This window comes from Bacteroides sp. 1001136B_160425_E2 (genome assembly GCF_015559655.1).
GTDB classification, from domain to species: domain Bacteria; phylum Bacteroidota; class Bacteroidia; order Bacteroidales; family Bacteroidaceae; genus Bacteroides; species Bacteroides luhongzhouii.
The window spans coordinates 94,612-111,494 of record NZ_JADMQH010000014.1 but is presented as its reverse complement, the minus strand read 5'-3'; the positions used below and the strand labels follow the sequence as shown (position 1 = coordinate 111,494).

The window sequence follows — 16,883 nt, the reverse complement described above, 5'->3', positions numbered from 1 at the left end:
CAGAAAATATGGAAAATAACAAGATAAAAGTCAGCGTTGTCATTCCCGTTTACAACACCGAAAAATACGTTCGGGAAGCAATAGAAAGTATCATACACCAAAGTCTGAAAGAACTGGAAATAATCATTATCAATGATGGGTCGACAGATGGAAGTCCTGAAATTTTAAAAGAAATAAGTAACACAGACCATCGCATACAAGTTTATACACAAACCAATCAGGGACAATCAACAGCACGCAACTTTGGCATTAGCCATGCTCGCGGCAAATACATTTATTTCATGGACAGCGACGATCTTCTGGAAGAAGATGCCCTGGAAGTCTGTTACCTAAAATGCGAAGAAATGCAACTTGATTTTGTATTTTTCGACGCACAAAGCTTTTATGAAAATAATATTAAAAATGTCCCCTCTTTGAATTATAGACGCACCGGCAAATTGGAGGAAAAAGTTTATAATGGCAGTGAAGCTCTCAAATTGCAATTACAAAACAAAGAATACACACCTTCACCCTGCTTGAACCTAATCCGTAAAGGATTTTTAGAAAAAATCTATTTGCAATTTTATCCCGGCATTGTGCATGAAGATCAATTATTCACCACCTTATTATACCTACAAGCCACAAGAACAGCCTGCATTAAGCGGACATTCTTTCAACGGCGTATGAGACAAAATTCAATTATGACTTGCCAATTCGCCTACCGAAACATTGAAGGATATCTTGTCGTAACACAGGAGATGCTCAAATTCAAAAAACAGACTGCAAAAAATGAAGACAAGGAAATTATTGACTTATATTTATCGCAGATGCTCAATGCTGTCATGTGGCAAGCACATTCACTCCGATTGCCGGAGCGAATCAAACTTGCGTGGTTGTGTGTACACAAGTATAAGAAATACGTATCAGCAAGAACAATAGGGGCACTACTTTTCAAATCCCTACTCGTTAATCATTAAAACAAGAACAAACAGCAATGACAAACAATATCAAAAAACAACTCTTTTCAGGAGTATTCTACACTGCGCTAGCCAAATACAGCGGCGTCCTCATCTCTCTTGTCGTGGCAGGAATACTGGCCCGCCTGCTATCGCCGGACGACTTCGGAATCGTAGCCGTCGCCACTGTCATCATCGCCTTCTTCAACCTTCTTACCGACATGGGAGTGTCTCCCGCCATCATACAGCACAAATCGCTCACCAAAGATGATTTGTCGGACATTTTTTCATTCACTATATGGACAGGCATCGGAATCAGCGTCTTATTTTTCGCTTCTTCGTGGTTCATTGCCGGTTATTACCAGAGCGATACCCTGCGAACTTTATGCCAACTGCTGTCCGTCAACCTCTTTTTTGCCTCTGCCACCATCGTACCGGGAGCACTATTTTACCGGAACAAAGAATTTAAATTCATAGCCATCCGCAGCTTCGTTATCCAAATTTCCGCAGGAGCCGCCGCCGTGACTGCCGCCCTTTGCGGAGCAGGATTGTACGCATTGATTATCAATCCTATTGCATCCAGCGTATTAATATTCGTTATATCTTTTCAGCGATACCCCCAACGGCTGCGTTTCACCCTCGGATTAACGGTGCTTCGGAAGATATTTTCCTATTCCGCCTATCAATTCCTGTTCAACGTCATCAACTATTTCAGCCGGAATCTGGATAAACTACTGATTGGCAAATACATGAGTATGTCCGATTTGGGATATTACGAAAAATCATACCGTCTGATGATGCTGCCTTTGCAAAATATCACACAGGTCATCACTCCGGTTATGCACCCCATCTTCAGTGATTTCCAGAATGATAAAGGAAAACTGTTAAGCTCTTACGAACGCATTGTCCGTTTTCTCGCCTTCATCGGCCTGCCGCTTAGCGTATTGCTTTTCTTCACGGCAGAAGAAGTGACAATCATTATTTTCGGTCATCAATGGATGCCGTCCGTACCCGTGTTCCGGATCCTGTCGCTCTCCGTAGGAATTCAGATCATACTCTCCTCGTCCGGTTCCATCTTTCAGGCGGCAGGCGATACACGGAGCTTATTTGTATGCGGAGTGTTTTCGTCTGTGCTCAACGTGACAGGCATACTGCTCGGAATCTTCTATTTCGGAACGCTGACAGCAGTGGCTAGTTGCATTGTGGTGACGTTCACCATCAACTTTATACAGTGTTACTGGCAAATGTACCGGATAACCTTCCGTCGAAGTGCGTGGCCATTCATTCGTCAGCTTATTTCTCCGTTCATCATTAGCATTTTGATAGCATTAGCCCTCATTCCCATGCAGTATGCACTGGAAGGGATGAATATTTTTGTGACAATTATAGCCAAAAGTATCGTTAGTTTTATTATCTTTGGCATTTATATACAAATGACGCATGAGTATGACATTATCGGCAAAGTGCGGTCGTTAAGAATAAAAAATCTATAGCTATGAATATACGAAACATGATCATAACGCTACGTTATAAAATAAGATATGGCAGCACTGTGGAATGGTACAATTTCTGGTACATCGTCTTGCGGAAAAAGGGAAAAATCATGCCGCAAGTAGCTTCCATTGACGAAACGATATGCAAAATTATCGACGACCGTTGTTCTGTCAGCCGATTTGGCGATGGCGAAGTGTTGCTCACCAGTCCGGAAAAGGAAATCCGCTTCCAGAAAGGCGATCCGCTACTAGCCAAGAGACTGACCGAAGTGCTACAAAGCCACGAGGAAGGACATATTGTCTGTATCTCCGACGCATTTCGCGATTTGTATCGCTACAATCGCAAAAGCCGCCGCTTTTGGAGAACTCATTTTTATCTGTACGGTTCGTGCTGGGACCGTCTGCTGGTAGCGGGACGAAAATATTATAATACATTCGTCACGCGTCCTTATATGGATTTTGCCCGCAAAGAAGATTCCGCCCGATGGTTTCGCGACATGAAAGGTATTTGGGAGAACCGGGACATCGTCTTCATCGAAGGAGAGAAAAGCCGGCTCGGAGTGGGCAATGATCTTTTCGACAATGCCCGGAGCATCCGACGTATTCTTTGCCCGCCCAAAGACGCATTCGAACGCATGGAAGACATCAAGCGTGAGGCCTGCAAAGTGGAAAAAGGAGCATTGTTTCTCATCGCCCTCGGTCCCACGGCCACTGTATTGGCATACGATTTGTTTAAAGCTGGTTATCAGGCCATTGATGTCGGTCATGTAGACGTTGAGTATGAATGGTGGCGGATGGGAGCCCATAAAAAAGTGAAACTGGAACGAAAATATGTAAACGAAACCGCTATAGGCAGCGAAGTGGCTGATGCCGGAGAAGAATACCGGAAACAAATCATCGCCCAAATCGTTTGAAAAAGAAAAAACAGTTTGAGAAAAAGAAAACAGAATAAACAATCATTGAATACAGAAAAAAAACGAATGAAAGCCCTTTTCCTTATATTTCACGGCTTCAATGAGGCCAACGGAATCAGTAAGAAAATACGTTATCAGGTAAAAGCTCTCAAAGAATGTGGAGTGGATGTTCGCTTGTGTCACTACGATGTTACCCCTTATGGTGAACGGCGTTGGATGGTGAATGACGAAGTGATTGCCGATTTTGGCACAGGCTTTGCTGCAAAGGTATGGAGACGTGTCTATTACTCGCCTATCATTGACTATGCACGCCGTGAAGGAATCGACTTTGTATACATGCGCTCTTTTCACAACGCCAGTCCTTTCACCCTTCGACTGGTGAAGTTATTGAAACGTACAGGCGCAAAAGTAGTGATGGAAATACCCACATATCCTTACGATCAGGAGTATATCACCCGTTCTTCAAAATTTCACCTTGCCATCGACCGTTGTTTCCGCAAGAAACTTGCAAAAAGTCTGGATAATATCATCACCTTCTCCAATGCGAAAAATATCTTTGGCGGACACACCATACGTATCTCAAATGGTATTGATTTTGAAGAGATTCCAATGAGGAAACATCAAAATGACACCACAAAAGAGCTACACCTGATCGGAGTGGCGGAAGTGCACTACTGGCACGGGTTCGACCGTCTCGTACGAGGATTGGCGGACTATTACCGTAACAATCCGGAATATAAAGTCTACTTTCATATTGTAGGTCCACTATCCGGCGAACGGGAACGGGCAGAGATTCTACCTGTCATCCGTGATAATCATCTGGAACCTTATGTTCTTCTGCACGGTCCTTTACATGGCGACGAACTGGATGCCATGTTCGAAAAAGCCGACTTCGCCATCGGTAGTCTGGGACGACATCGTAGCGGAATTACATCCATCAAAACACTTAAGAATCGAGAATATGCCGCACGAGGGTTTGCCTTCACTTACTCGGAAACAGATGAGGACTTCGATTTTACTCCCTATGTATGGAAAGTACAGCCCGATGAATCTCCGATTGATATTCAAGAATTGATTAACTTCCGTAACACCTTAAAAATGACACCTGCAGAGATACGCGAATCAGTCCGCCCTCTGTCATGGAAAACTCAAATGCAGAAAGTCATTGACAAGGCAGGAGCCTCCATCTAAATTTTGTATAGGCGTCCCGATTACGAAATATATACCATTGCAAAAAAACAAACTAAAAAACGCTCAATCATGAAAATTGCATATTACTTACCTTCACTTTATGCACCCGGTGGCTTAGAACGAATCGTCACATTCAAAGCAAACTATCTGGCCGAACATTGCGAAGGTTATGAAGTGTATATCATCACGTCGGAACAACGGGACAGACAAATTCATTTTGCTCTTTCGCCCAAAGTGAAGCATATAGACCTCGGCATATCATTTGATTGGCCGTTCAACCAATCGCCGATCAGCAAATTACTGAAGTACCCCTTCCGTTTTTATAAATTCCGCAAACGTTTCACACGTCTGCTGATGGATATACGGCCGGACATCACACTCTCAACCATACGACGGGAAATGAAGTTTATCCACTCCATCGCCGACGGGAGCAAAAAGGTCGGCGAATTCCATGTAACGCGCCACTCCTACGGTACAAGTAAAGGAGGGTACTTCGGGGGTATTCTACAAAAGAAATGGGAAAAAGAGTTGCTGAAAAATTTAAAGCAATTGGATAAGTTTGTCGTCCTCACGCATGAAGAGACTGCTTTTTGGCCCGAACTAAATAATATCTGTGTAATCCCCAACCCTATCATTACACAAACAGAGCGTTTCTCAACATGCAGCGCACATCAAGTCATTGCTGCAGGAAGATACGTTCCACAAAAAGGATTCGATTTATTGATAGAAGCTTGGAGCATCATCTCTAAAAAATATCCGACATGGACATTGCGCATTTATGGAGATGGAGTGTTAAGAGACTCTTTCCAACAAAGAATTGACGAACTGGCGATGACGGATTCATGCATACTGGAACACACTGTGTCTAATATCGTAGATAAATATTGCGAAAGTTCGATTTTTGTTCTTTCATCCCGCTTTGAGGGATTCGGAATGGTTATTACCGAAGCAATGGCATGTGGCGTACCACCTGTTTCTTTCGACTGTCCTTGCGGACCGAAAGACATTATCGATGACGGAAAAGACGGTCTGCTGGTTGAAAATGAAAACATAGAAAAATTGGCGGAGAAAATCGCCTATCTGATAGAGAATGAGAACATTCGAATGGATATGGGGCGGCAGGCTCGTATAAACGCCCAACGCTTTCAAATGGAAAATATTGTAAAACAGTGGAAACGATTGTTTGAGGAACTGTCCGCCAACAGTCAACAGTCGCAAAAATCATAAATCAAAAGCCCATGAAATGGTATTCTAAGTATTTACAGGTATATGAGAAACCTTTTGCGGAAGCTCCGCAAACCGTTATTGAGGAAGTACGCCGCAATCTGGCCGGATTGCAGAGTAACGAACCGCTTGTCACTGTATCACTCATCGGCTACAATGAGGAGAAACATCTGCTTGCCTGCCTTTGGTCATTGAGCGAGATGAAATGCAAATATCCCGTAGAAATCATTGGGGTAGACAACGAATCAAAAGACCGCACAGCAGAGATTTACGAAGCCTGCGGAGTGACTTATTTTACAGAAACACAACATAGTTGCGGCTTCGCACGCCTCTGCGGACTGAATCAGGCTCGTGGAAAATATCATATCAACATTGATTCTGACACGATGTACCCGCCAAAGTATGTGGAAACAATAGTAGACGCACTCAAAAAGCCGGGTATAGTGGCGGCCAGTTCGCTTTGGAGTTATATTCCTGACAAAGATCATTCGTGGCTGGGACTGAAAATTTATGAGTCTACACGCGATTTGCATTTATGGTTACAGTCTTTCAAACGTCCCGAATTGAGCGTGCGCGGACTGGTATTTGCTTACCGGACGGAGTATGCACGGAAAACAGGAATCCGCACGGATATTATCCGTGGTGAAGACGGGTATCTGGCTCTGCAACTCAAACAATTCGGGAAAATCGCATTTGTACGGAAAAGACGTGCGCGTGCCGTAACCGGATATGGCACGGTGGGAGCTGATGGAAGTTTGTTTAATAGTTTTAAGGTACGTGTCATCAGCAGGATGAAAGAAATAGGAGGACTTTTCACAAAGAAAAAGGAATATAAGGATGAGGAGAGTAATCTCGTAAAAAAGAAATAAAAATATGCGAATCACAAGAACCATTAATAGTATTATAGTTTTATTCTTGTACATCACAACCATCAGTTGTATAAAGAATAAAAACCTTTATGATGATAGTCTTGCGGAAAAAAAAGTGATTAGTAACCCGGAATTTCTTTATCCATATATAAATGAACCAATCAGCCATACAGCAGAAATCACGATTCATATAAAAGAGGGAGTACGACAGCCCACTCTGTCGGATGCTGTAATCCCACCACTAAAATATAATAAATCATGGTTATTTATGCTCACCCAGGATGACTGTAGGCATGCAGCCTTTTGCTACACTTGGGCAGCTATTAATGGAAAACCATTGTCAAAAAAATCATTCTACGATCTACCGCATCTACAAACAAACGACCTACCCTCCGATTGCTATTATCTTGGAAAAACTCTGGGAAGTACAGATGGAGCAGAAAATGAAGTACGGTTCTCATTCGCAACAACTCTTGCGCCTGAAGAAAAATGGATGGACAATGTCACAACCATAAATAAAAAAGACAATGGCTTTCATGAACAAAACGGACTAGTATGGGGAAACGTCAAAGAAATGCTAAACTTTGGTATAGGCATTGCCTTCCACGACGTAATGGCAACGGATATAAATAATCCAAACGATATCCTGGCACATTATGAAATAGCACAGAATATCATTCTTAATCGCCTGGGACGAGGATGTAAAATGCTAGCAGAGCCAAACGGAAATAAAAATTATGTGGAAGCAGCTCACAACTACCCTGTTATCAAAACGTTTACACTGCAAACTGGAGGCGAAAGAATACACCCGTTTGAGGAAATGTTAAATTTAGAAAATAAGTTAATTGAGAGAATATTTTTCAATAACCATGATGAGATAAAAGAAAAAATTGTAAACGAATTGTCGTACCCTTGCGAGCAGCGTGAGATAATATATGCCGGTGTACATGGAACAGATACCAGTTGGGCGGAATTTCTGTTATGGCTCAACGATACCTACGGACAAGATGGGGATGATTCTATGTGGATGCCCAATCAAGAGGAATATTATGAATATAATTACTATCAGGTACATGGTACAACGGAAGTGAACTATGAGAATGAGCACACTATCAAACTGACAGTTCATTTACCCGGGCAAGAGTATTTCTATTATCCCTCTGTAACAGTCAATCTATCCGGTATCAAGAAAGAAGATATCAAACAAATATCATCCAATGATGAAGTTACTGGTTTATCCTTTGCAAACTATGAAAACGGTATCATGTTAAATATAGACTGCCGGAAATACCTGGCAGAACACGCCGAGAATTTCGTGAAACGGTATGAAACGAATCCGACAAGTGTTTCTGCCAAAGCGGATGCACTCTATTTTGTAAATATGCTAAAAGACTCGGATAAAAAGACGGAGTTGAAGAAACGAGTTGAATAAATTCAAATACGAGGCTAAAAAGAGATGAATGTAAATTATACAAGAAAAATAAGCATATACAGCTATGAACGAAACCATTACCCTCTGCCTTGAAATTATTTTCTGGCTTGCCCTATTCATTGTGTTCTACACCTATCTGGGCTACGGAATTGTGCTCTACGTTCTCGTCAAGTTGAAAGAACTTTTCGTGAAACCTGTGAAGCGTTCGTTGCCGGCATCGGACGCGGGTTTGCCGGAAGTTACCCTCTTCATTACGGCATTCAATGAAGAAGATGTTGTAGACGAGAAGATGAAAAACAGTCTTGAACTGGACTACCCTGCGGACAAACTGCATATCGTATGGGTGACAGACGGAAGCGACGACGGTACGAACGAACGACTGCAAACCCGTTGGCAGGAGAAAGCGACCGTATATTTCCAACCGCTCCGGCAAGGTAAGACGGCTGCAATGACACGTGGAATGACGTTGGTGGACACTCCGCTCGTTGTTTTTACGGATGCCAACACGATGGTGAACCGGGAGGCCATACGAGAAATCGTGCTTGCTTTCCAAGACCCGAAAGTGGGCTGCGTAGCTGGCGAAAAAAGGATCGCCGTACAGACCAAAGACGGAGCTGCTGCCGGTGGTGAAGGTATTTACTGGAAATACGAATCAACACTGAAAGCACTTGACGCCCGCCTCTACTCTGCCGTAGGAGCAGCAGGCGAACTGTTTGCCGTGCGTCGTGAACTATTCGAAGCAATGGAACCGGACACGTTACTCGATGATTTTATTCTTTCGCTCCGGATCACCATGAAAGGTTACACCATTGCTTATTGCACCAATGCTTACGCCATCGAAAGCGGTTCGGCAGATATGCGCGAAGAAGAAAAGCGGAAAGTGCGCATCGCTGCCGGAGGATTGCAGTCTATCTGGCGACTTCGTCCGTTGCTGAATCCTTTCCGCTACGGGATACTTAGCTTTCAATATACGTCTCACCGGGTATTGCGATGGTCTATTACTCCGTTCCTGTTGTTCGCTCTCTTCCCGCTGAATATTGCGATTCTGCTATTAGGCGGTTCCGCGATATTCTACGGAGTGCTGCTTGCCATGCAGGTTCTTTTTTACGGATTGGGATATTGGGGATATTATCTATCCACCAAACAGATAAAAAACAAGTTGCTTTTTATCCCCTACTATTTCCTATTTATGAATATCAATGTGCTGAAAGGCATCCGTTATCTGAAAAAGAAAAAAGGAAGCGGAGCCTGGGAAAAGGCGAAGCGCGCTGAAAAGTAAGAACAAATGCCAAAATCTTTTGTTATCCTTATATAAGATATAAGTCTCTATTATCTAATAAAAAAACAGACATGGACAGGATATTGCATGATGCGAATAACGCACAAAGAATATTGAAAATGACAGCAGACACGATGCTATTGGTTGACCGGCACGGCGTCTGCGTAGACATTGAGCCACATTGTGATCTATGGTTTCTTCAAGAGGATATACTTTTAGGAAAAAATATATTTGAGCTTTTACCAGAATATACGAGGGAGAGAGTGATGCCCATCTTTCAAATTGTACTTGAAGAACAGCGAAATATCAGCAAGAACTTCAAATTGGTGCTGAAAGACGAAACTTTTTACTTCAAATGCCTCATGTTCCCTTATGACGGTATGGTGCTTTGCCAATATCGCGACATCACGCAAAGAAGCAACGTAAAAAGACGGCTGGAACAGGCGAATCTCACCCTACGGGCCATCCAGAAGGTAGCCCAGATAGGACAATGGACGTACAATACGAACCAAAATGTTTTTCAGTATCTTGGATATACAGGTGTCTTGTGCGAAGAAAGTGTGCAGAACCTTGCCATTGAGAAATATGTGGAACTGATTGTAGAGGAAGACCGTCAGAGTTTTATGGAATGGTGTCAAATAAACGAGAAAGAACTCAACATGAAGAGCATCAGCTACCGTGTCCGCCTGAACGGAGAAATTTTCTATATGCGTATCCAGACGTATCTGCGTGAACAGTGCTCCGATGGTAGTTTCAACATCGAAGGCTATATCCAGAACATCACGGACATACAGCATCGCAGAAATGACATCAACACACTGACTCATGCCATCAACAACGCGAAAGAGAGTATCTTTGCCGCCAGACCCGATGGTACGATCATCTTCGCCAACCGTCGTTTCCTGCACAATCATGGTATTTCAGAAAACGAAGACATCAGTCAATTAAAGATTTACAATGTCGCTGCAGATATGCCTACGCAAGAGGCTTGGAACGAACGTTGTAAAGATGTCATACACGGTGGCAGCAGCAACTTTGTGGCTCATCATCCATCGAAAATCAATAAAGGTATATTGGCTTATGAAGGTACGATGTACAACGTGACCAATGATTCCGGAGAAGAAAGTTACTGGTCGTTTGCCCATGATATTTCCGAGAGGATTCGATACGAAGCCCAAATCAAACGGCTCAACCAAATCATGGATACGACCATCAATAATCTCCCTGCCGGGATTGTAGTGAAGGAAATCAACAACGACTTCCGATACATTTACCGGAATCGGGAGGCCTACAACCGCGATCTTTACAAGAACGACCCTGTCGGCAAGAACGACTTCGATTTCTACCCGCCTATCGTAGCCGAAAAGAAGAGACAAGAGGATATTCAGGTGGCTACCACCGGAAAAGGTCTGCACTGGACTGCTGAAGGAAAGGACAGAAACGGAAACATGATTATCCTCGACAAACGGAAAATCCGGGTGGACGGCGACGAATTGTCTTCGCCTATCATCGTCAGCATCGAATGGGACATCACGGAACTGGAAATAATAAAACGGGAAATTCAGTCGTCGAAAGAGAAAGCGGAAATGTCTGATAGTCTGAAATCGGCCTTCCTCGCAAATATGAGTCATGAAATACGTACGCCGCTGAATGCTATTGTAGGTTTCTCGCATCTCATTGCCGAAAGTGACGATGCGGAGGAACGGAAGACATACTATAACATCGTAAACGCGAACAACGAACGTCTCTTGCAACTTATCAACGAGATTCTCGACCTCTCAAAGATTGAATCGGGAACCATCGAATTTTCCTTCGGACCGGCTAGTCTCCATAATCTCTGCCGGGAAGTGCACGATGCTCATATATTCCGTACTCCGCAGGGAGTAAGCCTTGTCTATGAATCTTCGGACGAGAGTCTGGTGATTGAAACGGACAAGAACCGGGTGTTCCAGGTGATTTCAAATCTGATTGGGAATGCTGTCAAGTTTACGAAGGAAGGAAGCATCAGTTATGGTTACAAACTGGCGGACAATCAGATTGTATTCCACGTAACGGATACTGGAACAGGGATTGAACCGGAGAAAGTGGGACGTGTGTTCGAGCGTTTTGCAAAGCTGAATAATCATGCGCAGGGCACAGGGTTGGGATTATCTATCTGTAAGTCTATTATCGAACGGCTCGGTGGAAAGATTTCTGTCAACTCCGAATTTGGCAAGGGGACGACGTTTACATTTACTTTACCGTATACGATCGCAAATCCGGCAAATGCAGATTCTTCAAAGAAAGAAAATGGTGAAGGGAACAGTAAAGAGATTAAATCTGCCGGCAAAGCTACTGATTTGAGTGTTGACAGTTCTGCAAATACTCGACACGCCTGTATTTTGGTTGCCGAAGATACGGACAGTAACTTCGACTTATTGGAGGCCATTCTAGGTAAAGATCATCGGCTTATACGTGCGCATGACGGAATGGAAGCTGTCACGATATTCGATGAGGTGAAGCCCGATTTGATCCTGATGGATATCAAAATGCCGAATCTGGACGGACTGGAAGCTACGAAAATCATCCGTGAACTGTCTGCCACCGTTCCTATCATTGCTCAAAGTGCCTTTGCCTATGAACAGGACCGGAAAGCGGCTGAGGAAGCGGGATGCAATGATTTTATAGCTAAACCGATAGCGGATGATAAGCTAAAGGTAATGATTCGCAAATGGTTGTCTTCTTCTTCGCAAAAAGCTTAGTCCTTCGAAGAAGGATAGCAAACGTATATTATAGTGATATAATCAGCAAATAATTTAGATTAGATGAAAGCCTTTTACAGACTGTTTTATTACATATCCATCGTGCTGACCAGTATTTTGGCAGGAGTTACCATTGCGGGTGCTTTCGTAGGCAATGCCGCACCGGATAGTTTCAAATTTATGCCTTTCATCGGTTTGATACTGCCGATACTTTTATTGGCTAATCTTGCTTCTGCCATCTACTGGACGATTCGTTGGCGGTGCTGGATTTTCATCCCTCTGATTGCTATATTCAGCAATTGGGGGTATATGAGTTGTGTATTACAATCGCCTTTTTTCAGTCCGGCTTCGGCACCGATGATTAAAATGAATGCATATACTCCGGGAGTGTTGACGGTTGTTACTTACAACGTCAATGCCTTCAACCACGAGCATACCGGCTACTCATGCAAGGAAATTGCTTCTTACATGAGAAGTCAGCAAGCGGACATTCTCTGTTTTCAGGAATTTGGCATTAACGATGAGTTTGGAGTAGACAGCGTATGTGCAGCTCTCTCTGATTGGCCGTATCATTATATTCCTTCTTCGCCCGAAGGGGAGAATCTGTTGCAACTGGCTGTTTTCAGCCGATATCCTGTCAAGGAGGAGCATTTTATCATCTATCCTGATTCGAAAAATTGCAGTCTTGCATGTGATATTGAAATCAATGGTCACACCATCCGCCTGTTCAATAATCATCTCCAAACAACGGAGGTAAGTCAGAACAAGCGCAAACTGGAAAAGGGACTTCGTACGGATGATTCTCAAAGGGTGGAACGTGCTGCTTTGGGATTGATTGACGGATTACATGAGAATTTCCGGAAACGTGCCGTACAAGCTAATACTCTAAAGCAACTGATAGCTGCCTCCCCCTATCCTACTATCATCTGCGGTGACTTTAACTCTCTGCCGTCTTCATATGTTTATCATACTGTAAAAGGTGATAAGTTGCAGGATGGCTTTCAGACGGGTGGACATGGATATATGTATACTTTCAAGTACTTCAAGCATCTGTTGAGAATCGACTATATCCTCCATTCACCGGAGCTGAATAGTACGGATTACTTCTCGCCGGATCTTAATTATAGCGATCATAATCCGGTGGTGATGAGGGTGAAGTTGTAAAATTCCTTATTATGGTCCTTACAACCATTATTTAACCTAAACAAGGGATTATTTCTATTTTTATTTATCTCTCTATATTCATAATGGCCAATTTATAAATCCCAACTATATACAATTCCATTTTTATACCCACAAAAAAGCCGGACAACTCAAAGTCATCCGGCTTTCTTATATTATAAGATTAACTTTCGATTAATTAAAGATGTAGCGTACACTAAATTGTACTGAATAAGTAGACTTAAAGCTTTGGAAATCACGATAAGTACTCGTCAGCTTCTCACCAGCATTCTTATTCATTGTAAATTCTCCATCTTTATATTGCAGTAAGCTAGAACTAATTACTTGCTTATAAAGTCCCCAACTGTTATTTAACAAGTTAGGAAGATTTTTGATATCAACTCCTACTTGCAGCAAGTTGCGTTTGCCCCCAACATTCAAATAGAAATCCTGATTCAATTTAAAATCAACCTGATGATGCCAAGGCATAACAGCTCCACCTCTTTCTGCATATTTACCTTTGCGATTCTTCAGATACTTATCTTGGTTAATATAATTCCAAAAATCATCTCTTTGTTGTGTAGCAGGATAAGAAGCAGCATCACTAAACTTCCAGTTATCCAATTCTTCACGCGTTGCAGGAATATACAATAAGCTATTTGCACCCGCATCACCAACAACATTACCAGAGAAAGTATATGAGTAGCGGCTATATCCCCACGAACCAGAATACCCCATCTGCATTCCTTCATACAATAAAGAAACACTAGTAGCAAAATGCTTACCATATTCTTTTTTATAACCAATTGTAGCCAATATACGGTCAGGAGCTACATAAGTACCATAACCCAATTCGTGTTCATTAATACCATTTACTGAATAAGTATTAGTCTTATAGGCTGAAGTTACTTGGTCACCAATTCCATCACTATATGAACGAGACTTTGAATGTGTATAAGCAAATGATAAATCTAAACCAAAATCAAAGTTCTTACGTAATTGAGCTGAAATTGAATAGTAATAAGCACCTTTTTTCCAGTTCTCTAAAAGATAAACATTCTGACCTTTGTTATATATCTTATAAGTATCACGAACATCATTTGGAGAAAGAGTCAATTTTGCATCTTGTAGCTCATAACCACGATTAGTTATCACAACGGGATTATAATCACGGCTATAAATACCCTCTAATGTAAAATTAATATCACCTGGCAATCTCATATCAAGGGCTAATGAAGTCTTCCAAGTAGAAGGCATCTTCAAATCTTTATCAATAATGGTAGGGTCTTTAGGAAGCTCTACTTTTGAATGTGTCTGACCGCCATAAAGGTCTTTCAATATCTCATCACGATTTGCATGGAAGCCTGGTTTGTATTGAGCAGTAGCAGCATCTGTATAATAATAAGTAGTTTGTCCCACGCCTGAATTTCCCACAGCAGAAATCAACCATACGAAAGGCATACGTCCTACAAACAGACCTGTACCACCACGAAGTACATACTTACGATCTCCGGTTATATCCCAGTTAAAGCCAACACGCGGAGAAACAGATACTTTTGCACCCGGAAGTTGATCTGTAGAATAATGCTGACCACCAAAATCTAATTTGGCAAACTCTTCATTATTATTATTCTTTAAAGAAGGATAAGTCGGCAATTCAAAACGAAGTCCACCTGTTACCTTAAAATTTTCTGAAACAGAAATCTCATCCTGCAAATACAAAGAATATTGTTGAAATTTCAATTCTGCAAGGAATTGAGACATATCAGGTGAATTTGAGTGAGTTATAGCAAAAGCCTGCGGAGTTCTATCATTTACAAAATCATCCCAAGTTGAATAGACATAGTAGCCAGCACCTCCTAGCATATAACCATTAATAGCTTTCGTATGTTCATATTGGAAACCAGCCATAAACTTATTAATACCCACATTCCAGTTGAACTCATCTGTAATAGTAAACACTTTTGTCTGACGTAGATTACCTGCTGTGAAAAGGTCAGCACCAAAATTAGCATATACGGCACCGTCTTGCAAAATATCAACTGTTGGGAAAAGAGGACCATCAAATGAACGAGGCTCATCTTGATAAGAATATGCAAAACGTAACATATTATTCATTGCTCCTTGAGCCATACGCGAGTTCCATTCACCTGCAACAGAAGTAAAGTCACGCACTTGATAGTAGTTGGAATTCGAGAAACTCAAGGCATATTTAGAAGTACGTCCCTGTCCTTTGGCAATGTCACCAACAGGCTTACCATCTATAACTTCATTAGATTTACCTCCTGGATAAAGATCTGATGAATACAATGGATTGGTTGAACTAGTAGGGAAGTTAGAATCTTTAGTATGCGTTCTGGTAAAGCGGAAACTAACCTTATTATCTTGATTGGCATTCCAATCAACACGTGCCATAATACGATAAGCAGGAGTATCCGTTGAATAGCCATTATACTTCCCTGGATTAAAGTCATACTTATTTATTAAGAAATTGCTTATAGCATCCATGTCACTTTGAAGAGGACGATGTACATTTCCACTGCTATAGCTCTGTCCTAGGGCAGTACGTGGGAGATAACTTGATCCCGCAGTTACATTATCCTCATATTCTCCATTCACAAAAAAGAACAACTTATCTTTTATAATCGGACCACCAAAGCTTGCACCATAAGTATAATATTGAGCTTTAGAACGTAAAAGTTCATAATCATCAACCTTGCTTCCTTTTAAATTCTCATTATTAAAATACATATAGGCAGTTCCACGGAATTGATTATCTCCCGAACGAGTTACCGCATTAATTGCACCTCCTGTAAAACCACTCTGACGCACATCAAATGGAGTTACAGCAACTGTAACTTGTTCCAAAGCATCCAAAGAAATGGGAGATCCGTTAGCCGGAAGATTACCTCCCAACCCGAATGTATTATTAAAAGCAGCACCATCAACTGTTACAAATGACTGACGATAGTTACCACCACCTACTGCAAAACCGTTACCAACATCAGCACCTTGCGGAGAAAGACGCATAATATCACTAATGCTACGAGAAATAGTTGGAGTATTACTAATCATATCACGATTAGCATTCATAATAGCACCAGCTCTATCAGACTTCATGTTACTCTCTTTAGAAGCAGTCACCACTACTTCGTCCAATAGTTCAGAACTCTCTTTCAAAGAAACATTTAAAACATAATTCTCTCCCAGTAAAAGATTAATTCCCTTGTAAATTGCTGTCTGATAACCAACATAAGAAATTTCTACTTTGTAAGGACCACCGGTACGCATACCTTGCAGATTAAATTGACCGCTAACGTTAGTCACTGTACCATAACGAGTACCTGATGGTTCGTGAACCGCAACGATTGTTGCTCCAATGATTGGTTCATCTTGTGCGGTCACTTTACCACTCATAGTGGCTGTAGTAACCTGCGCGCTCATCGTGACGGTAATAAACAACATTACTAGCACTAAAAAAGATCGCATTCTCTTTAACATAAATGTAGTTGATTAGTTAATATAAATTGTTTGCTTTTAAAAACTGTGCACAAATATAATTAATAATATTTAGAACTACATTACGATTATACTACAATTTTTTAAGAGAGATAAACGTTTCGCCCTGTTATAAAATGATAAAG

General features: G+C 41.8%; 11 protein-coding genes. 10 read left to right on the top strand and 1 reads right to left on the bottom strand.

Annotation, left to right across the window (positions count from 1 at the left end; all coding sequences use genetic code 11):
* The first annotated feature begins 8 nt into the window (after window positions 1-8).
* The 10 genes from I2I04_RS15125 to I2I04_RS15080 all read left to right on the top strand — a co-directional run bounded on the left by I2I04_RS15125 (window position 9) and on the right by I2I04_RS15080 (window position 13,242).
* On the top strand, window positions 9-956 hold the full coding sequence (locus I2I04_RS15125) for a glycosyltransferase family 2 protein (RefSeq protein ID WP_195470519.1): 948 nt from the start codon (window positions 9-11) through the stop codon (window positions 954-956).
* A 17-nt stretch (window positions 957-973) separates the two neighbouring features.
* On the top strand, window positions 974-2,428 hold the full coding sequence (locus I2I04_RS15120; RefSeq protein ID WP_195655376.1) for a lipopolysaccharide biosynthesis protein: 1,455 nt from the start codon (window positions 974-976) through the stop codon (window positions 2,426-2,428).
* 2 nt (window positions 2,429-2,430) lie between these two features.
* Complete coding sequence (locus I2I04_RS15115; RefSeq protein WP_195655375.1) at window positions 2,431-3,342, top strand: SP_1767 family glycosyltransferase; 912 nt, start codon at window positions 2,431-2,433, stop codon at window positions 3,340-3,342.
* Window positions 3,343-3,408: 66 nt separating this feature from the next.
* On the top strand, window positions 3,409-4,533 hold the full coding sequence (locus tag I2I04_RS15110; RefSeq protein WP_195655397.1) for a glycosyltransferase family 1 protein: 1,125 nt from the start codon (window positions 3,409-3,411) through the stop codon (window positions 4,531-4,533).
* Window positions 4,534-4,602: 69 nt separating this feature from the next.
* Window positions 4,603-5,760 (top strand): glycosyltransferase family 4 protein, encoded by a 1,158-nt coding sequence (locus I2I04_RS15105; RefSeq protein ID WP_117683744.1) that lies wholly within the window; start codon window positions 4,603-4,605, stop codon window positions 5,758-5,760.
* A gap of 11 nt (window positions 5,761-5,771) precedes the next feature.
* Window positions 5,772-6,626 carry a glycosyltransferase family 2 protein gene (locus I2I04_RS15100; RefSeq protein WP_195655374.1) on the top strand — a complete coding sequence of 285 codons (855 nt, stop codon included), beginning with the start codon at window positions 5,772-5,774 and terminating at the stop codon, window positions 6,624-6,626.
* Between the two features lie 4 nt (window positions 6,627-6,630).
* A complete protein-coding gene (locus tag I2I04_RS15095) occupies window positions 6,631-8,058 on the top strand; it encodes a hypothetical protein (protein ID WP_195655373.1) in 1,428 nt (475 codons plus the stop codon).
* Window positions 8,059-8,122: 64 nt separating this feature from the next.
* Window positions 8,123-9,337, top strand: coding sequence for a glycosyltransferase family 2 protein (locus I2I04_RS15090; protein WP_195655372.1), 1,215 nt, complete (start codon window positions 8,123-8,125; stop codon window positions 9,335-9,337).
* Window positions 9,338-9,408: 71 nt separating this feature from the next.
* The gene (locus I2I04_RS15085) at window positions 9,409-12,078 is read left to right on the top strand and encodes an ATP-binding protein (RefSeq protein ID WP_195655371.1); all 2,670 of its coding nucleotides are present in this window, start codon (window positions 9,409-9,411) and stop codon (window positions 12,076-12,078) included.
* Between the two features lie 63 nt (window positions 12,079-12,141).
* A complete protein-coding gene (locus I2I04_RS15080) occupies window positions 12,142-13,242 on the top strand; it encodes an endonuclease/exonuclease/phosphatase family protein (protein ID WP_195655370.1) in 1,101 nt (366 codons plus the stop codon).
* 192 nt (window positions 13,243-13,434) lie between these two features.
* Here the strand turns inward: I2I04_RS15080 and I2I04_RS15075 are convergent, their stop codons facing one another.
* On the bottom strand, window positions 13,435-16,740 hold the full coding sequence (locus I2I04_RS15075; RefSeq protein ID WP_195655369.1) for a carboxypeptidase regulatory-like domain-containing protein: 3,306 nt from the start codon (window positions 16,738-16,740) through the stop codon (window positions 13,435-13,437).
* Window positions 16,741-16,883: the final 143 nt, after the last annotated feature.